Origin of the sequence: Xanthomarina maritima (assembly GCF_008084905.1) — a bacterium.
GTDB lineage: Bacteria > Bacteroidota > Bacteroidia > Flavobacteriales > Flavobacteriaceae > Xanthomarina > Xanthomarina maritima.
In genome coordinates this window covers 86,762-105,791 of sequence record NZ_VSFC01000002.1, presented here as the reverse complement: position 1 = coordinate 105,791, position 19,030 = coordinate 86,762, and the positions used below count along the sequence as shown (strand labels likewise).

14 protein-coding genes are annotated in these 19,030 nt (G+C 31.3%); 10 read left to right on the top strand and 4 right to left on the bottom strand.

From position 1 onward, the window contains the following. Positions 1-2 precede the first annotated feature (2 nt). Positions 3-2,753 (bottom strand): TonB-dependent receptor, encoded by a 2,751-nt coding sequence (locus FVF61_RS00490; protein WP_148452134.1) that lies wholly within the window; start codon positions 2,751-2,753, stop codon positions 3-5. A 251-nt stretch (positions 2,754-3,004) separates the two neighbouring features. Between FVF61_RS00490 and FVF61_RS00485 the strand changes: the two genes are divergently transcribed. The 3 genes from FVF61_RS00485 to FVF61_RS00480 are packed head-to-tail and all read left to right on the top strand — an operon-like array spanning position 3,005 to position 5,856. Further along, entirely contained in the window at positions 3,005-4,318 is a 1,314-nt protein-coding gene (locus FVF61_RS00485; RefSeq protein ID WP_148452132.1) for an arylsulfotransferase family protein, read from the top strand. Between the two features lie 6 nt (positions 4,319-4,324). Beyond that, the gene (locus tag FVF61_RS14205; protein WP_199757238.1) at positions 4,325-4,468 is read left to right on the top strand and encodes a hypothetical protein; all 144 of its coding nucleotides are present in this window, start codon (positions 4,325-4,327) and stop codon (positions 4,466-4,468) included. Beyond that, the gene (locus FVF61_RS00480) at positions 4,468-5,856 is read left to right on the top strand and encodes a sulfotransferase domain-containing protein (RefSeq protein WP_233586634.1); all 1,389 of its coding nucleotides are present in this window, start codon (positions 4,468-4,470) and stop codon (positions 5,854-5,856) included. The genes FVF61_RS14205 and FVF61_RS00480 overlap by 1 nt, the downstream gene beginning before the upstream one ends. A 4-nt stretch (positions 5,857-5,860) precedes the next feature. Here the strand turns inward: FVF61_RS00480 and glmS are convergent, their stop codons facing one another. From glmS to FVF61_RS00465, 3 genes are read right to left on the bottom strand one after another with little or no spacing between them, the layout of a single operon-like run. Continuing rightward, positions 5,861-7,708 carry a glutamine--fructose-6-phosphate transaminase (isomerizing) gene (glmS, locus tag FVF61_RS00475; RefSeq protein WP_148452130.1) on the bottom strand — a complete coding sequence of 616 codons (1,848 nt, stop codon included), beginning with the start codon at positions 7,706-7,708 and terminating at the stop codon, positions 5,861-5,863. A 6-nt stretch (positions 7,709-7,714) separates the two neighbouring features. Further along, entirely contained in the window at positions 7,715-9,307 is a 1,593-nt protein-coding gene (locus tag FVF61_RS00470) for a DUF4270 domain-containing protein (protein ID WP_148452128.1), read from the bottom strand. 24 nt (positions 9,308-9,331) lie between these two features. Continuing rightward, positions 9,332-10,141 (bottom strand): glycogen/starch synthase, encoded by an 810-nt coding sequence (locus FVF61_RS00465; RefSeq protein ID WP_148452126.1) that lies wholly within the window; start codon positions 10,139-10,141, stop codon positions 9,332-9,334. Between the two features lie 108 nt (positions 10,142-10,249). Between FVF61_RS00465 and panC the strand changes: the two genes are divergently transcribed. From panC to FVF61_RS00430, 7 genes are all read left to right on the top strand, one after another. Further along, on the top strand, positions 10,250-11,098 hold the full coding sequence (panC, locus tag FVF61_RS00460; RefSeq protein ID WP_148452125.1) for a pantoate--beta-alanine ligase: 849 nt from the start codon (positions 10,250-10,252) through the stop codon (positions 11,096-11,098). A gap of 13 nt (positions 11,099-11,111) precedes the next feature. Continuing rightward, the gene (panD, locus tag FVF61_RS00455) at positions 11,112-11,462 is read left to right on the top strand and encodes an aspartate 1-decarboxylase (protein WP_148452123.1); all 351 of its coding nucleotides are present in this window, start codon (positions 11,112-11,114) and stop codon (positions 11,460-11,462) included. Between the two features lie 3 nt (positions 11,463-11,465). Beyond that, positions 11,466-12,452, top strand: coding sequence for a lysylphosphatidylglycerol synthase transmembrane domain-containing protein (locus FVF61_RS00450; protein WP_148452121.1), 987 nt, complete (start codon positions 11,466-11,468; stop codon positions 12,450-12,452). 66 nt (positions 12,453-12,518) lie between these two features. Beyond that, positions 12,519-13,667 (top strand): alpha/beta hydrolase, encoded by a 1,149-nt coding sequence (locus FVF61_RS00445; protein ID WP_148452119.1) that lies wholly within the window; start codon positions 12,519-12,521, stop codon positions 13,665-13,667. Positions 13,668-13,700: 33 nt separating this feature from the next. Further along, positions 13,701-15,059 carry a DNA repair protein RadA gene (gene radA, locus FVF61_RS00440; protein ID WP_148452315.1) on the top strand — a complete coding sequence of 453 codons (1,359 nt, stop codon included), beginning with the start codon at positions 13,701-13,703 and terminating at the stop codon, positions 15,057-15,059. 70 nt (positions 15,060-15,129) lie between these two features. After that, the gene (gene ileS, locus FVF61_RS00435; protein WP_148452117.1) at positions 15,130-18,534 is read left to right on the top strand and encodes an isoleucine--tRNA ligase; all 3,405 of its coding nucleotides are present in this window, start codon (positions 15,130-15,132) and stop codon (positions 18,532-18,534) included. A 4-nt stretch (positions 18,535-18,538) separates the two neighbouring features. Further along, positions 18,539-18,922 (top strand): TraR/DksA family transcriptional regulator, encoded by a 384-nt coding sequence (locus FVF61_RS00430; RefSeq protein WP_148452115.1) that lies wholly within the window; start codon positions 18,539-18,541, stop codon positions 18,920-18,922. The last annotated feature ends 108 nt before the right edge of the window (positions 18,923-19,030 follow it).

Sequence of the window (19,030 nt, the reverse complement as noted above, 5' to 3'; positions counted from 1 at the left end):
TATTATAAGTTATTAATTGTCCATGATGCATAATAAATAGAACCAATACTTCCAGTACCAATAGCAGTGTAGTATTCTTGTCCTAAAGCATTTGAAGCACCTAATTTAAAAGTAGATTTAATTTTAGGAACTCTATAGTTAACTTGAGCATCTAAAGTGTGGTAAGAAGGAATGTCTCCATCTCCAAAAGTAGCTTCCCAATAATAAGAATCACTCCATTTCCAAGCCACATTAAAACCTAAATTTTTAACTACTTCAGTATGGCCAAATGAAGCTTTAACTTTATGTTCTGGAGTATTAAAACTTGTTCTGAAATCTGGATAAGCAGCTTGATCAAAATCTTGTTTAGCATAGGTATAGCTTCCATCTAAATCGAAATCACCAAACACTTTAAGTGCAACACCTATAGAACCACCATAAGATTTTACATCTGCTGGTGAATTTGTATATGTTTGATACACTTGGTAATCATCATTAGCAAGTGCTGCAAGTGATAATGAGTTGTCTCCAACTGTACCATATAAAGGAGCAATTACATACTCGTTAGAAATAAAGTCTTGATATTTATTGTAATACACGCTTAAATCTACTGTAATGATATCTAATTTGCCTCTATAACCAACCTCGAATGATGTTACTTGTTCAGGTTTAACTAAATCAGGATTTCCAATTTCTAAATCTGCTGGATTTGTAGAATTTGCAAAATTTTCAACAGAAGAGCGAGAGTAAGAATTTGTATATGCAGCTGCACCTGTTTGAGTAATTGAAGCTGGTTGCCCTAAACCAATTTGACCAGCAGCACTAACAGGATAATCATCAGAATATCTATCTAAATTATCTGCAGCACTACCAAGAAGGACATAAGGACCAGCATCTAAACCAATAAATAAATCCTGAGTCGTTGGGTTTCTAAATCCTGTTTGGAATGAGGCTCTAATATTATGGTGTTGGTTTACAGTTAAACCAGCAGAAATTCTAGGTGAAACAAAGCCATCAAAAAATTCGGATTTATCATAACGAGCAGAACCTGTAAGTTTTAACTCTAAACTTTCGTTTAAGTCAAATTGTTTTTGAATTTGTGCATAGATTCCATATTCAGAATAAGGAATAGAACCATCGTAATCTGTATAGATTGTTCCAGACGAATTTAAATCATATTGTCTAAATGAACCACCAGCTTGAACTTCGGCAACATCCCAAAGGTGACTAAAGTTATAATTAGCATCTCCATGATAATATTTAGATTCATCTTGAAATTTAGAACCAGTAGCTAATTCTGGGTCATTAATACTTCTATTAAAAGCTTCATTAAATTGGGATGAACCAGGTTCAAAACGTCCAGTTTCAGCTGTAGCTCTAGCTATTGCATGGGATTCGTCTTCAGTTGCTCCTCCTAAAGTAGCACCAGCAAAGGCATTTATATAATCTCCAAACCAAGCTTCATCACTTTTCCAAGCTCTATTTATTTGAATACCAGTTACTGTCATATCGTAAGAATCTCCTGCTTTATCAGCTACAACATAACCTCTAACAAAAAAATTGTCATTTCTTAATTCAATTTTATGTTGTTGTTGGAAAAATCCATCAATACTATATCTATTAGAGCCCTGATAAATGGTAGAACCTGTACCAACCTTACCAACATAGGCAATTTCAAAATCGTTTGCCCAAGGACGATAGTAAAGTCCCCAATCTGCTTTTACACTTTCAGCATTGTAATCTGTTAAATCAGACTCTTCATATCCAGTTCTACTTACTACAACATCTGGTATTATTCCTAATCCACCAGAAGCTGCTCTTATATTAGCTGATACTTCATCTCCATAGATGTTATATCCATCGTAATTTAAGCTTGCTCTAGTATTTCCAGTACCTGGTTTTCCTTGATAATTGTTAGCAACCCAGTCAGTTCCTTTTAACCAACCAAAGTTCACTTTAGCAGCAAATTTATCGCTAAACTTATGCGCAATTCTTATTCCTAAATCTCTATAAGTGTTATCACCAGCAGCATCTTGGGAGGTAATTCCTTGTTTATAATAACCACTGATTCCTTGTACATCAAATGGATTTTTACTTCTCATGAAAAGAATTCCGTTAAAGGCATTTGCACCATATAAAGCAGAGGCAGCACCTGGAAGTAACTCCACACTTTGAACATCTGTCTCTATCATACCAACTAAATTTCCTATAGGGAAGTTTAAGGCTGGTGTAGAGTTGTCCATACCATCTACTAACTGCATAAAACGCGTATTAGCAAAAGTGGCAAAACCTCTAGTGTTAATAGAATTAAATGTTAAACTGTTTGTGTTGATGTCTACACCTTTTAAGTTTTCTAATCCATTATAAAAATCTGCAGAAGCGGTATTTTTAATTTCTTTAAGACCAAATCTTTCAACAGTTACAGGTGATTCGAAAATTCTTTCTGGAGTTCTAGAAGCAGAAATTACAACTTCATCTAATGAAGTTCCTTCTTTTAGAATAAAGTTTATTTCTTGGTTATTAGCTGTTACGTCTTGAGATTCTGTACTAAACCCAATATTGCTTGCTTGTAATGTAAAAGGTGGCTCTTGACTAACAGTTAAGAAGTAGTTTCCATCGAAATCGGTAACTGTACCACTCGATGTTCCTACTATAATGACGTTTGCTCCAGGAATTGGTTGACTATTCTCATCTGTAACTATTCCTGAAATTGTTGTTTGTGAAAATGTTAATCCACAGTAAAACAACAATAAAAGTGAAAGGATTGATTTCATTTTATAGTTTTAGTTAATTATTAATTTAGTTAATTATAAAAGGCAATATAATTAATATTATGAAAACATAATGCAGTTTTTTTAAAATTATGCACGCATAACAAATAATTTATTTTGATTATAATTAAAATGAACTAATTTCTTACAAAATCTTAATGTTTTAATGAAGTTTCATTCATGTTATGAATTTTATTACATAATTAGTTGAGTTAATTTTTATTTTATATTTGTTAGAATTTAGATGTATTAATATGAAAGTAGTTAAGAAAATTGCTATAGTTATAATCATTCTTTTTTTCTTGATGGTTTGGAGTGGTATAATTAGAAATGTAAGTTTAGGTGAACGTAGTTTAGGACCTTTTACTAATCCAATAAAATCATTTTCTGAAGTTTTATCAAATATTAAAAAAACATATACATATATTTTTAGAGCTCCAGATTATTATATTAAAACAAAAGAAACAGACCTTTTAGATGTTAATAATTTAAATTATAATTTATATGGATTGTATTCTTATAGACAAGGTGATGCCTTTAAAATTGAATTAAAAAACTTTAGAGATAATACAATTAAACACGAATGGGATGTACCTGTTAATAGACTTTCTGAGGCTTATAAAGTAGATGGAAACGATAGATTATATCCAGCAACACTAATGCATAATTTTGATATTATAATATCTTGTAATGAAAGACCAGGATTACTTAGAATGGATTCTAATTCTAAAGAAAAGTGGTTTAATAATGATTTTATATTTCATCATGCTATGAATTTAGATTCAATTGGAAATATGTGGATTCCTGCTGTGAAACACGATAATGGAATAATTGTACCAATGAAGGTTTCTGTTGAAGAACAAATAACTAATTATCGTGATGATTTAATAGTAAAAGTAGATGCTAATTCTGGAAAAACACTTTATAGTAAATCGATTACTGAAATTTTTCTTGAAAATAGTCTAGATCATTTAATAAATAAAAGCCCTTATGTTAATGATCCTTTTCATTTAAATGATATCGAGCCAGTTTTAGAAAGTTCAGAATTTTTTAATGAAGGAGATTTATTTTTAAGTTTTAGAAGTAACTCAATTATTATTCAATTTCGACCTTCAACAAATAAAGTAATTAAAGTAATTGAAGGACCATTTACTTTTCAACATGATGTAGATATTATATCACCAAATTCCATTGGCATTTTAAATAATAATACTATTGTAACTCAAATAATTTATAATGAAATTGAATTTAAACAAGCAAATCAATCTGTTAAACGAAAAATAAACCATTCGAATGTTCTAATTTATAACTTTGAGGAAGATACTTATAGTCCTCTGTATGAAGAACAGTTTAAAAAACATCATATTTTCACTGGAGCCGAAGGTTTATATCGCATACTACCAAATGGAGACTTGTTTTTCGAAGAACAAGGGTCAGGCATTTTATGGGTTGTAAATCATTCTGGTGTGGTTTTAAAAACTACGATAAAAAGTGATATAGAAGGCTACCATTATTTACCTAATTGGACAACAACTTATTTAGATGATGAGTTGAAATCTTTAAAATAAAAAATTATGACATTATACATTGGTCCTGGAATAGGTCTCGGCACACTTTTAATAATTGTCTTTATTATATTATTGGTGCTTTTTGCTTTTGGTGTTGTTTTATGGATTCCAATCAAGCAATTTTTTAGAAAAATATTTAGAAAAAATTAATGATTTATTTCATATTAGTAGGTTTTTCAGGAGTTATTTTTTCTAGTCTACTTATTTATTTCCGAAAACATTTTTTTACGGCATTAGAAGTCACACTGTTTTTATCTAATGCTGTATTATCTAAGGAGGACGAAACAATTAAACAGAAAAAACTAATAGCGGCTTTAAAAGCCATGTTAATTTCTTTAGGAATAACTATTGGCTTAATTGGAGTAATAGTTGTATTAACTTGTTTACCAGTTTATATTTTTAAGCTAATTAAGAATATGAATTCTCAAGAATTAGATTTAAGCTCTATTTGGGTTATAATAAGTTTTTCTATAGGTACTATTATTCCATTTCTTATAAAAAGAAAAAAACCAACTGAAGATTATTCTGAGGCATCCATTCTTTTTCATAAGCTAATTTTAAACAACTATAATCTATCTAGAATGTTATTCTCTTTTGATAATAGATTTAAAAAAGGTGAAAAAATACAAGATAAAGACACTTTTTTAATTGTTTCGGGATTAGCAAGAGCTGGTACAACAAGTCTAACAGATCAGTTATTTAAAGCTGCTGCTTTTAGTTCTTTAGATTATTCTAACATGCCATTATTGCTAGCGCCAAATCTTTGGAAAAAGATGTATGATCCCAAAAAGGTAACCCTAAAAGAACGTAAACATGGGGATAAAATGTTATTTGGTTTAAACACTATTGAAGCACTTGAAGAATATTTTTTTAAAGTGTTTCTGAATGATAGTTTTATTTCTAACTATTATTTAGAAAGACATGATATTTCTGAAGAAGTTTATAAGAATTACATCAAGTATCAATCATTAGTACGTCAGGACAACGAATCAACATATCTTTCAAAAAACAATAATATTATTTTAAGATATGAATCTTTGCGAAAATTTAATAAAGATTTTAAGATCATTTATTTATTTAGAAAACCTGAAGAGCATGCCTATTCTTTATTGAATCAACATAAACGTTTTTCAGAATTTCAAAATGAAGATGAGTTTATACAAACCTATTTAAATTGGTTAGGACATCATGAATTTGGACAAAACCAAAAAGTATTTAAGTTTGGTGATGATGAACCAATTATTTTATACGATAAAAACACTTTAAACTATTGGTTAAGTATTTGGCTGAATTATTATAGTTATTTAATAAATTTAGTTGATGAAAATTACCTTCTAATAGAATATGAAGACTATTTAAATAAACCTAAAGAAGTACTACAGTTTATTGAAAAATACATGAATATGACTTTTGATTTTTCTAATATAGAACCATTTACAAATACAAGAAAAATTGACACTTCAAATTGTGATCCAAAACTATTGGAAGCAACAGATAGTATTTATCAAAAATTAAAACTTAGAAAATTAAAGGTTTAATTCCTTATTCTACAGTTACTGATTTTGCTAAATTTCTTGGTTGATCAACATTCTTACCTAACATGACAGCAATGTGATAAGATAAAAGCTGTAATGGAATAGTAGTAAGTAAAGGAGATAAAGACTCTAAGGTTTCTGGAACTTCTATAACATGATCGGCTAATTTTTTAACATTGGTATCGCCTTCTGTTACAATACCAATAATTTTCCCTTGTCTAGCTTTAATTTCTTCTATGTTACTAACTACTTTTTCGTAGTGCCCTTTTTTAGTTGCAATTACAACAATTGGCATGTTCTCATCTATTAATGCAATAGGTCCATGTTTCATTTCTGCAGCAGGATATCCTTCTGCATGTATATAAGATATTTCTTTAAGTTTAAGAGCACCTTCAAGAGCTACAGGAAAATTATAACCTCTCCCTAAGTACAAACAATTTCTAGCATCTTTGTAAATAGATGCAACTGCTTTTATATGCTCGTCTGATTCAAGAGCTTTTTGAACTTTTTCAGGAATTAATTCTAATTCTTGTAGATGATATCTATAATTAGTATTTGAAATTTCTCCTTTTACTTTAGCTAATTTTAAAGCAATTAAAGTTAAAAGCGTAATTTGGGTTGTAAAGGCTTTTGTTGAAGCTACTCCAATTTCAGGACCAGCATGAGTATATGCACCAGCATGAGTTTCTCTAGCAATAGAAGAGCCAACTACATTACAAACTCCAAAAACAAATGCACCATTTGCTTTGGCTAGTTTGATAGCGGCTAATGTGTCTGCAGTTTCACCAGATTGTGATATAGCAATAACTACATCTTTATTTGTTATTACAGGATTTCTATATCTGAATTCTGAAGCATATTCAACTTCTACAGGGATTCTTGCTAAATCTTCAAAAATATATTCAGCAACAAGACCTGCATGCCAAGACGTTCCACATGCTACAATGATAACTCTGTTAGCATTTAAAAACTTTTCAATATTATCATCTACACCAGCCATTTTAATTATGCCTTCTTTAACAAGCATACGGCCTCTATAAGTGTCTTTTATAGCATTAGGTTGTTCGAAGATTTCTTTAAGCATAAAATGGTCGTAACCACCTTTTTCAATTTGCTCTAGATTCATTTGTAATTCCTGAACATATGGATCTACTAAAGAATCGTCTTTAATTTTTCGAATTTTTATTTCTTTATTAGCTCTAATAATTGCCATTTCTTCGTCTTCTAAATAAATAGCATTTTTGGTGTATTCTAAGAAAGGAGATGCATCACTAGCAATAAAAAATTCGTTTTCTCCAATTCCTACAGCTAAAGGACTACCTAATCTAGCTATAACAATCTCATCTGGCTTATTTTTATCAAAAACAGCTATAGAATATGCTCCTACAACTTGATTTAATGCAACTTGAACAGCTTTTCCTAATTTGACGTTCTCTTTTATTTTTACGTCTTCAATTAAGTTTATAAGCACTTCGGTATCTGTGTCAGATTTAAATGTATAACCTCTTTTTGAAAGTTCTTTTTTAAGTGATTCGTAATTTTCAATAATACCATTATGAATGATTACTAAATTGCCAGAATTTGAATAATGAGGATGGGCATTAACATCGTTTGGAACCCCATGTGTTGCCCAACGTGTGTGTCCTATTCCAAGAGTTCCATTAGTTGTGATTTCATTTTTAATTCGATCTTCAAGATCGACAACCTTACCTTTAGTTTTAGTAACTTTAAGATCAGTTCCGTCAAATAGTGCAATTCCAGCACTATCATAACCACGATATTCTAATCTTTTAAGTCCTTCAATAATAATAGGGAAGGCATCACGATGACCAATGTATCCTACAATTCCACACATAGTTTGTTAATTATCAGGTTCTGTATAATAAATCTCTAATTGTACTCTTTTATCTTCAGGAACATTTAAATTACTGCCATAAAGGACGGTTCCTTTAGGAGCAAGAACAGTTCCCATAGGAATACCTATTAAATCTTCTTCATTTAATACATCAGAATTACTAATTTCATTAATATTAGTAGTAAGATACAACCCTAATTCAAAATTTGTTGAATCTCTTAATAAAATATTGTTCAAATGTTCTGTCAATCTAATTTTATATTTAACCCCTCTTCCACTTGCATCTCTTTCTAAAATAGAAGAGTAATTTAATTTAGAATTAATAGGATCAGTAGTATTAGTAGTTAAATCGAAAAAATAATCCACAATTGGAACATTGTTTTTCATATCATAAAGAATTACTCTATTTGGCTCTTGATCTTCTAACATGTTAACTGTTGCAGATTGATCTACATAAAATATTAAATTAGCTTCATTGATTAAACGAGTTGGGTTGCCTTCGCTATCTTTGTAAAGTAAATTAAAATCATCTAGAACAGTAGGGTCCTCAAATAAATTTACTACAGCAATAGATCCTTCACCTCCTTTTAAATATAAATTTTGGTCTCCATTAACTTCATCAGCATTGTTGTTGGCATCATCAATTATTGTATTTGTTGGGTCATTATAGATAACATTTGCTCGATTACCTCTGAAAGTCATAATAAATTTATTATTTCTAACTATTTCAACCTCACCATCTTCATTTTCAACTTCATTGTTATAATATACTGTTAAATTAGCGGCTGAACTTAGTAAATTAAGCATGATAGTATTACCATCTCCATTTACGGGTTCTGTTTTAATATACAATCCTCTAAAATAATCTTTAAAATTGTTAGAATTACTTAACTCAGGCATTCCTTGTTTGTCAAACAATAAAGATTCCCAAAAATTTCCACCTGGATTTAAAAGTGGAACCCTAAGAGCTGGAGCAATTTTATCAACTTCAACTAATTGCCCTTCTTCATCTTCCTCTTCAATAATCTGCTCAGAAGCACTAGGGAAAAATGTTTCTTCTTGATAAAGTAATTCACCTAAAAAATTATCGTATTCATAATTGTTAGAGTAATATAATTGTGCAATAGCATCATCTGTATCAGGATTGTAATCTCTTAAGAAATAGTTTGATCTATAAATAGATAGTTTAACTGGAGCATCTCCATAAAGAGAATCTAACGTATATATTTCTTCACCTATTTGTTTAGAATAATATGGAATAGTTAAATAAGCATATGTAAATTCCGGATTTGTACCAAAATCTGGGTCATATGCATTTGAGGAAGAAGGAAATGCTTGTGTTATAATATTTGTTACAGATTGTCCGTAAATAGGGTCAGTATAAACACCTAAAAAGTTTGATGGTAAATTATTTGTTTGTACTGGGTTTACTTTTTTGTTATATGCTACAATTGGAAATACATCATTATCTGTATGGAAATTTTCAATACCTTGAATGTCACTCTCTAGTGAATTATAGTCATTATCGCAAGCAATAAAAGTAAGTAAAGCAAGTGTTAAAACGCCTATAAATTTTAAGGCTTCAATTTTTCTTTTCATAATTTAATTAGGATGATTTAGGATTTAGCCTAAAACTTGAGTATTATAAAATTCAACATAAGCTTCTCCAAATTCATCTTTTGATTTAAAATCTAAAACAGGTTTTTTGGAATTTTCTAAATGTTTGTTTAATTCATCTGGAATCTCTTCAGAACCAATAATTAACGCGTCTGAATGATCAATAGCAATTTTCATTAAACTGTTATAAGTTGGCTTTTCTAATTCTTTGATAAGATCTTCTTCAATATTATCAAACTTCACTTTATTAATCATATCCTTATTTAACGAACCATCGAAACTTTGATTGTAAATAGAGGTAACTATTTTACTTTCATTAAATAACGGCTCATCTCTATAATATTGTTTTAGGTATATTGGCAATAAAGATGCCAACCAACCATGAACATGAATAATATCTGGCGACCAATTTAATTTTTTAACAGTTTCAATAACCCCTTTTGCAAAGAAAATAGCACGTTCATCATTATCAGGAAATAAGGTGCCATCTTCATCTGTTAAAGTTGCTTTTCTTTTAAAATATTCGTCGTTATCTATAAAATAAACCTGAATACGCTCTTTAGGTATAGAGGCTACTTTGATAATTAATGGCATATCTAAATCATTGATAACTAGATTTATTCCAGATAATCTAATTACCTCATGCAATTGATGTCTTCTTTCATTAATATTGCCATATCTAGGCATAAAAATTCGTATTTGTCCACCTTGTTGATTGACCATTCTAGGCGCTTCAAAGGACATAGAAGAAATTTCGGTTTCTGGTAAATATGGCACAACTTCAGATGATACGTATAATATCCTCTTATCTTTCATAAACTTATTGCTTTTGGTAATTCAAAATAAAAAACACGCAAAAGTACAAAAATTTATGCAGATTCATTGTAAAATATTAAGTTTGCACGCGTTAATATTTTATTAAAGGTGAAGATTTTTTCAGATAAAACTCAAATTCAAAATTACATCAAACAAATCAAGGCGAAAAATTTGTCTATTGGCTTTGTACCTACTATGGGAGCTTTACATGAAGGTCATTTATCTTTAGTGAAAGAAGGTTTTAAAAAAAACGACGTAGTTGTTGTAAGTATTTTTGTTAATCCTACACAATTTGATAAAAAAGAAGACTTGCATAAATATCCAAGAACCTTAGAGGCTGATATTAATTTGTTAGATACAATTTCTAAAGATATTATTATTTATGCGCCAACTGTTGAAGATATTTATGAAGGAAATACAGTTGCCGAACATTTTTCTTTTGATGGATTAGAATTTGAAATGGAAGGTAAATTTAGAATTGGACATTTTGATGGAGTTGGAACAATAGTCAAACGTTTATTAGAAACAGTAGAACCAGATAATGCCTATTTTGGGGAAAAGGATTTCCAACAATTAATGATTATTAAAAAGTTAGTTGACAAACACAAGATGTCTGTAAATATAGTTGGCTGCGATATCTATAGAGATCCAAATGGCTTGGCCATGAGTTCTAGAAATGTTCGCTTAAAAGAAGCATATAAACAAGCAGCTCCATTTATATATAAAACACTAATATCTGCCAAAAAAAAGTTTGGCACAGAAAGTGCAAATAAAGTTACAGAATGGGTTGAAAAACAATTTGAAACTCATAAATTATTAACATTAGAATATTTTAATATAGCAGATACAAAAACATTAAAATCTGTAAAAAGAAAATCTAAGAAAAAATCATATCGTGCGTTTATAGCGGTTTATGCTGACGATATCAGACTAATTGATAATATCGCACTAAATTAATTACCTTTGCCACATGCAAATACAAGTTGTAAAATCTAAAATTCACAGAGTAAAATGTACAGGTGCAGACTTAAATTATATTGGTAGTATTACTATCGATGAAGATTTAATGGATGCTGCCAATATTATTCAAGGTGAAAAAGTTCAAATTGTAAATAACGACAATGGAGAACGTTTAGAAACATACGTAATTCCTGGTCCTAGAAATAGTGGAGAAATTACACTAAATGGAGCAGCAGCTAGACGTGTTGCTGTTGGAGATACACTTATTTTAATAACATATGCTTTTATGAATATAGAAGAAGCTAAAGTGTTTAAACCTGCTTTAGTATTTCCAGACGAAGCAACAAATAAACTTATATAATATTTGAGTCCAACAATAAAGAAATACCTTAAAATAGGACTCCCAATATTGTTGGGAGTTTTTTTAATATGGTATTCTTTATCTAAAGTGCCCTTGAACGAGCTCTTAACGTATTTTAAAAACGCCAATTATAGCTGGATATTTTTAGGGATGTTATGTGGTTTGTTAAGTCATTTGTCCAGAGCTTACAGATGGCAGTTTCAATTAGAACCTTTAGGTTATAAGGTAAGTTTAGGGAATAGTGTTATGGCTGTTTTTGCTGCCTATTTAATAAATTATACCATTCCTAGAGCTGGAGAAGTTGCTAGAGCCTCAATTTTAACAACTTACGAAGGTGTGCCATTTGAAAAAGGTTTTGGTACTATTGTAGCTGAGCGTGTAGCAGATTTATTGGTGATGATGCTTATCATCATCATCACACTTTTTATTCAATTCGATTTTATTTACCAGTTCTTTATTCAAAAATTCAATCCCTTACATATGGTTATTGGATTGTTTGTTTTATTAATTTTGGTTTATATAAGTATTAAGTTTTTAAAAGCCAGTACTTCGAGCTTTGCTTTAAATATTAGAAATTTTGTTTCTGGACTTTTAGAAGGCGTATTAAGCATCTTTAGAATGAAGAAGAAATGGGCTTTTATAGCTCATACCATTTTTATTTGGAGCATGTATATAGCCATGTTTTATGTTACATCCTTTTCATTAACAGAACTCCATAACACTCCATTTGGAGCTATTTTAATTGGGTTTATTTCAGCAAGCTTTAGTATTGCAGCTACCAATGGAGGCATAGGTTCTTATCCCATTGCAGTTTATGCAGCATTTTCGCTGTTCGCAATTCCAGAAGCTCCAAGTATTGCATTTGGTTGGATAGTATGGACATCTCAAACTTTATTGCTTGTTTTGGGAGGAGGTTTGTCTTTAATGTTATTGCCTATTTTTAATAAAAACAAAAAAGCTGAAATCGATAAAAATAAAGATATAGTTTAAACAACTATTTATTTTAAATCTTATAGGTATTTTATTACCTTGCATGGCAACCTTAACCATGTAAAAATGAAAAAACACATCTACTTACTAGTCTTTTTTATTTGTGTTCAAATTATAAAAGCACAAGTTATTTACGAACCGTTTAATTCTTCAAAATTAAATGAAACCCGAGAAATAAAAATTCAACTACCAAGAGGTTATGATGCCAATCCTGATAAAAAATACCCTATTATCGTGGTATTTGATGGCGATTATATGTTTGAAGCTGTAGCAGGAAATGCAGATTATTATTCATATTGGGAAGATATGCCTGATGCCATAGTCGTTGGTGTTAACCAAATTGATACTAGAAGTTCAGACGTATATTATTCTGAACAAAACTCGTTGCCAATTGAATCAGGTGCTGCTTTTTTTGAATTTATAGGCATGGAATTAATGCCTCATATAGAGAGAACATATAGAACTGAAGGTTTTCGCGTAGCTATTGGTCATGGAGAAACCGCTAACTTTATCAATTATTACTTGTTAAAAGGGGATCCCTTATTTAAAGCCTATATTGTAATTAGTCCTGATTTAGCTCCAGATATGACTACTTATATCCCTGAAAGACTTACAAAATTTGAAACAAAACTATTTTATTACTTAGCAACTTCAGATAATGATGTGGCTTCTATAAAATCAGATACAGAAACATTAAATACTGCAATAACAGGAATAGATAATAAGAATATTCTCTACAATTATAAAAAGCTTGAAGAGCCTTCTCATTATTCGTTGCCAGCTTATATAATTCCAGACGCTTTACAGAAAATATTTTTAGTGTATCAACCAATAAGCAAAACAGAATACAAGGACACAATTTTAAAACTGGATTCCTCTCCAGTTGTTTATCTTGAAGAAAAATATCAAACCATTCTGGATTTATTTGGAATCGACAAGCAAATTTTAATAAACGATTTTAAAGCCATTGAAGCTGCTATTGAAAAAACAGAACAATTTCAGTATTATGAAGATTTGGGAAAAATTGCCAGAAAACAATATCCTGAAACCATGTTAGGAACTTATTATTTAGCACGTTTTTATGAAGAAACAGGAGAACCAAAAAAAGCAATGAAAACCTATCAATCTGCCTTTGCTTTAGAAGAAATTGGAGGCATAACCAAAGATTTGGTATTGGAAAAAGCAGATGAAATTAAAGCAGATTTCGGTTACTAATTAAAAAGATTTCCGATGTCTCGGAAAGGAAACATGGCTAAAGTAAAAACAACTTTTTTTTGCCAAAATTGTGGCACACAATATTCAAAATGGCAAGGACAATGTACAGCTTGTAAGGAGTGGAATACTATTGCTGAAGAAGTTATTCAAAAAGCAGAAAAAAGCGATTGGAAAACACCAACATCTGTCTCAAAAAGAGTTTCAAAACCTTTATTAATTAATGAAATTGACGCCTCTCAAGATGCTAGAATGGCAACAAGCGATCAAGAATTTAATCGCGTGCTTGGAGGTGGTATTGTTCCTGGGTCTTTAATATTATTAGGTGGAGAGCCTGGCATTGGCAAAAGCACCTTGTTGCTTCAAATAGCTTTAAAATTGACTTATAAGACGTTATATGTTTCTGGTGAAGAAAGTCAGAAACAAATAAAAATGCGTGCAGAACGCATCAATCCAGATAGCAGTAATTGTTACATTCTAACCGAAACAAAAACGCAAAACATCTTTAAGCAAATTGAAGCTTTAGAACCAGATATTGTTGTAATTGACTCAATTCAGACTTTACATAGTGATTATATAGAATCGTCTTCAGGAAGTATTTCTCAAATTAAAGAATGTACTACAGAACTCATAAAATTTGCAAAAGAAACAGCAACTCCAGTTATTTTAATTGGTCATATAACCAAAGATGGTAACATTGCAGGGCCAAAAATTTTGGAGCATATGGTCGATACCGTTTTGCAATTTGAAGGCGACAGAAATCATGTTTTTAGAATTTTAAGAGCCAACAAAAACCGATTTGGATCGACAAACGAATTAGGTATCTACGAAATGCAAGGTTCAGGATTAAGGGAAGTGTCAAACCCGAGTGAAATATTGATTTCCAAAAAAGACGACGAGCTTTCAGGAAATGCCGTAGCAGCGACATTGGAAGGTATGCGACCATTAATGATAGAAGTGCAAGCTTTAGTTAGTACTGCTGTATATGGTACACCACAGCGTTCGGCCACTGGTTTTAATGCCAAACGCTTAAACATGCTTTTAGCAGTATTAGAAAAAAGAGCGGGTTTTAGATTAGGTGCCAAAGATGTATTTTTAAATATTACTGGAGGTATCACAGTAGACGATCCAGCAATCGATTTAGCAGTGGTTGCAGCTATTTTATCATCAAACGAAGACGAAGCTTTACAAAAAGATATTTGTTTTGCAGCTGAGGTTGGTTTATCAGGAGAAATCCGTCCTGTGCAACGTGTAGAACAACGTATTCTAGAAGCTGAAAAATTAGGCTTCTCAACCATTTTTGTATCTAAATACAATAAAATATCCTTAAAAAATACGGTTATTAAAATTCAATTGATTTCTAAAATTGAGGATTTGGTAAACTTTATAGTTTAAAAACCTATAATTCAATGCCTATTTTACTAAAAATCATTATTTTCGCAGGTCGAAAAGAATGAATGATATCATGAGTACAAAATTCCCTGAATATAAAGGACTTGACTTGCCAAATGTAGCGAACGACATAAGCGCTTATTGGCAAGAAAACAACATATTTGAAAAGAGTGTAACCACTAGAGAAGGCAACAAACCGTTTGTGTTTTTCGAAGGACCTCCTTCGGCTAATGGACTTCCAGGAGTACATCACGTGCTAGCTCGTGCTATTAAAGATATTTTTCCTCGATACAAAACCATGAAAGGCTTCCAAGTAAAACGTAAAGCAGGTTGGGACACACATGGTTTACCAATAGAACTTGGTGTTGAAAAAGAATTAGGCATTACCAAGGAAGATATTGGTAAAACCATTACTGTTGAAGATTATAATGCAGCCTGTAGAAAAGCAGTGATGCGTTACACAGATGTTTGGAACGACTTAACTCAAAAAATGGGTTATTGGGTAGATATGGACGATCCATACATTACTTACGAACCTAAATATATGGAATCTGTTTGGTGGTTGTTAAAGGAAATTTACAATAAAAGTTTGCTTTACAAAGGTTATACCATTCAACCGTATTCTCCAAAAGCAGGAACTGGATTAAGCTCGCATGAGTTGAATCAACCAGGAACCTATCAAGATGTTACTGATACAACAGTTGTTGCACAATTTAAAGCTAATGAAAATTCACTTCCAAACTTTTTACAAAACGAAGGAACCATTTACTTTTTAGCATGGACAACTACGCCTTGGACCTTACCTAGTAATACTGCCTTAACCGTTGGGCCAAAAATAGATTACGTATTAGTAGAAACATACAATCAATATACGTTTGAACCTATCAATGTTGTTTTAGCGAAACCTTTAGTGAATAACCAATTCGACGGAAAGTTTAAAAGAGTTGAATCAAAACCTGAATTATTAGAATATAAATCAGGTGACAAGAAAATTCCATATTACGTTGTAAAAGAATTTAAAGGGAAAGATTTAGTAGGAATCACCTACGAACAATTACTGCCTTATGCTTTACCAAACGATAATCCAGAGAATGCCTTTCGAGTTATTTCAGGAGATTTTGTTACTACTGAAGATGGAACAGGAATCGTACATACAGCACCAACTTTTGGAGCAGACGATGCCTTGGTTGCTAAACAAGCGACTCCAGAAGTACCACCATTATTGGTAAAAGACGAAAACGGGAATTTGGTTCCTCTTGTTGATTTACAAGGGAAATTCAGATTAGAAATGGGTGAATTTGCTGGAAAATATGTTAAGAACGAATATTACAACGAAGGTGAAGAACCAGAACGTTCGGTAGATGTTGAACTTGCCATTAAATTAAAAGAAGAAAACAAAGCCTTTAAGGTTGAAAAATATAAACACAGTTATCCTAACTGTTGGAGAACAGATAAACCTATCTTATATTATCCATTAGATTCTTGGTTTATTAAGGTTACAAACGTTAAAGAACGCATGTTCGAATTAAACGAAACCATTAATTGGAAACCAAAATCAACTGGAACAGGACGTTTTGGAAACTGGTTAGCAAATGCCAACGATTGGAACTTATCACGTTCTCGTTATTGGGGAATTCCATTGCCAATTTGGAGAACCGAAGATGGGAAAGAAGAAATCTGTATTGGTTCTGTTGAAGAATTGAAAAGTGAAATGGCCAAAGCTGTTGAAGCAGGAGTCCTTTCAAAAGATATTTTTGAAGATTTTGAAATAGGAAACAATTCAGATGAAAACTATGCGAAAATCGATTTACATAAAAATATTGTAGACGAGATTGTATTAGTATCTTCTTCTGGTCAACCTATGAAACGTGAGGCAGACTTAATCGATGTCTGGTTCGATTCGGGTTCTATGCCTTATGCACAATGGCATTATCCGTTTGAAAATAAAGGAAAAATTGATAAAAATGAATCTTTTCCAGCCGATTTTATAGCTGAAGGAGTTGATCAAACTCGTGGCTGGTTCTATACACTTCATGCTATTGGAACCATGGTTTTTGATTCGGTTGCTTATAAAAATGTCGTTTCAAATGGATTAGTTTTAGACAAAAACGGACAAAAAATGTCCAAACGTCTTGGAAATGCGACAGATCCATTCGAGACTTTGTCCACTTATGGAGCAGACGCTACTCGTTGGTATATGATTGCCAATGCGAATCCTTGGGATAACTTAAAATTTGATGTAGATGGTATTGAGGAAGTAAAACGTAAGTTCTTTGGAACTCTTTATAACACCTATTCTTTCTTCACATTATATTCAAATCTAGATAACTTTAGCTATGCCGAAGCAGATATTCCTTTAGAAGAAAGACCAGAAATCGACAGATGGATTCTTTCAGAATTGCACACATTAATTGAAAAAGTGGATGCGTTTTATGCAGATTATGAGCCTACAAAAGCTGCAAGAGCTATTTCAGATTTCACTCAAGATTATGTGAGTAACTGGTTTGTTCGTTTAAGTAGAAGACGTTTCTGGAAAGGAGATTATCAACAAGATAAAATTTCGGCTTACCAAACGCTTTATACCTGTATGGTTACTATTGCTAAGTTAGGAGCGCCAATTGCACCTTTCTTTATGGATAAATTATATCTGGATTTAAATTCGGTAACAAATAAAGAAGCTTTTGAAAGTGTACATTTAGCTGAATTTCCTGTATATGATGAAAGCTTTGTAGATAAGAGTTTAGAACGTAAAATGGAAGCTGCTCAAACAATATCTTCATTAGTCTTATCGTTAAGAGCTAAAGAAAAAATTAAAGTACGTCAACCCTTGCAAAAAATTATGATTCCTATTGATTCCAAACAACAAAAGGATGAGATTCTAGCAGTTGCCAATTTAATTAAGCATGAAGTAAACGTTAAGGAAATTGAGCTTTTAGATGATGCATCAGATATCTTGGTAAAGCAAATTAAACCAAATTTTAAAACGCTAGGTCCAAGATTTGGTAAAGATATGAAATTGATAGCCAACACCATTGTTGGGTTTACCTCTGAAGATATCAAAAAAATCGAGCAAAATGGCAAAATAGAGGTTGTAATTAACGAAAAAAGTATTACTTTAGGACTTGAAGATGTAGAGATAGCATCTCAAGATATAGAAGGTTGGCTTGTTGCTAACGAAGGTGCATTAACAGTAGCCTTAGATGTCACCATTTCTGAAGATTTACGAAAAGAAGGGATTGCTCGTGAGCTCGTTAATCGTATTCAAAATTTACGTAAGGAATCAGGATTTGAAGTAACAGACAGAATAGATGTTGTATTACAAAAAGATGAAAAAATAGTGGAAGCTGTTCATTCAAATATAGCGTATATAAAAGCAGAAACTTTAACAGAAGAATTAGAAATTATAGATCAAATAAATAATGGGATAGAAGTTGTATTCGAAGATGTAAACACCAGATTATTTATTCAAAAACATTAAGAACATGGCAGATGAATTAAACGTAAGATATTCAGACAAAGACTTAGCTGAATTTAAAGGGCTAATCCAAGAAAAAATAGTAAAAGCAAAACACGATTTAGATTTAATTAAAAGCGCTTACATGAACGACTTAAATAATGGTACAGATGATACGTCTCCTACCTTTAAAGCGTTTGAAGAAGGTAGTGAAACCATGAGCAAAGAAGCAAATTCACAATTAGCAATTAGACAGGAAAAGTTTATTCGCGACCTTAAAAATGCCCTAATTAGAATTGAAAATAAAACCTACGGAGTTTGTCGTGTTACTGGTAAATTAATTAGTAAAGAGAGATTAAAATTAGTGCCTCATGCTACCTTAAGTATTGAAGCAAAAAATATGCAACAGTAAAAGTCCTGCATGACTAAATAATTCTCATCGTCAATTGAAAAAGTCATTGGCTTTTTGACAATATCATTTTAAAACGCTTCAATTTTTGAAGCGTTTTTTTTAACTATT

What these genes read in the sequence shown, in the direction of transcription:
- FVF61_RS00490 (WP_148452134.1), bottom strand. Translation starts at nt 2,753, where the DNA reads ATGAAATCAATCCTTTCACTTTTATTGTTGTTTTACTGTGGATTAACA.
- FVF61_RS00465 (WP_148452126.1), bottom strand. Translation starts at nt 10,141, where the DNA reads ATGAAAGATAAGAGGATATTATACGTATCATCTGAAGTTGTGCCATAT.
- radA (WP_148452315.1), top strand. Translation starts at nt 13,701, where the DNA reads ATGGCTAAAGTAAAAACAACTTTTTTTTGCCAAAATTGTGGCACACAA.
- FVF61_RS00430 (WP_148452115.1), top strand. Translation starts at nt 18,539, where the DNA reads ATGGCAGATGAATTAAACGTAAGATATTCAGACAAAGACTTAGCTGAA.
- FVF61_RS00485 (WP_148452132.1), top strand. Translation starts at nt 3,005, where the DNA reads ATGAAAGTAGTTAAGAAAATTGCTATAGTTATAATCATTCTTTTTTTC.
- panD (WP_148452123.1), top strand. Translation starts at nt 11,112, where the DNA reads ATGCAAATACAAGTTGTAAAATCTAAAATTCACAGAGTAAAATGTACA.
- glmS (WP_148452130.1), bottom strand. Translation starts at nt 7,708, where the DNA reads ATGTGTGGAATTGTAGGATACATTGGTCATCGTGATGCCTTCCCTATT.
- FVF61_RS00480 (WP_233586634.1), top strand. Translation starts at nt 4,468, where the DNA reads ATGATTTATTTCATATTAGTAGGTTTTTCAGGAGTTATTTTTTCTAGT.
- FVF61_RS14205 (WP_199757238.1), top strand. Translation starts at nt 4,325, where the DNA reads ATGACATTATACATTGGTCCTGGAATAGGTCTCGGCACACTTTTAATA.
- ileS (WP_148452117.1), top strand. Translation starts at nt 15,130, where the DNA reads ATGAGTACAAAATTCCCTGAATATAAAGGACTTGACTTGCCAAATGTA.
- FVF61_RS00445 (WP_148452119.1), top strand. Translation starts at nt 12,519, where the DNA reads ATGAAAAAACACATCTACTTACTAGTCTTTTTTATTTGTGTTCAAATT.
- FVF61_RS00470 (WP_148452128.1), bottom strand. Translation starts at nt 9,307, where the DNA reads ATGAAAAGAAAAATTGAAGCCTTAAAATTTATAGGCGTTTTAACACTT.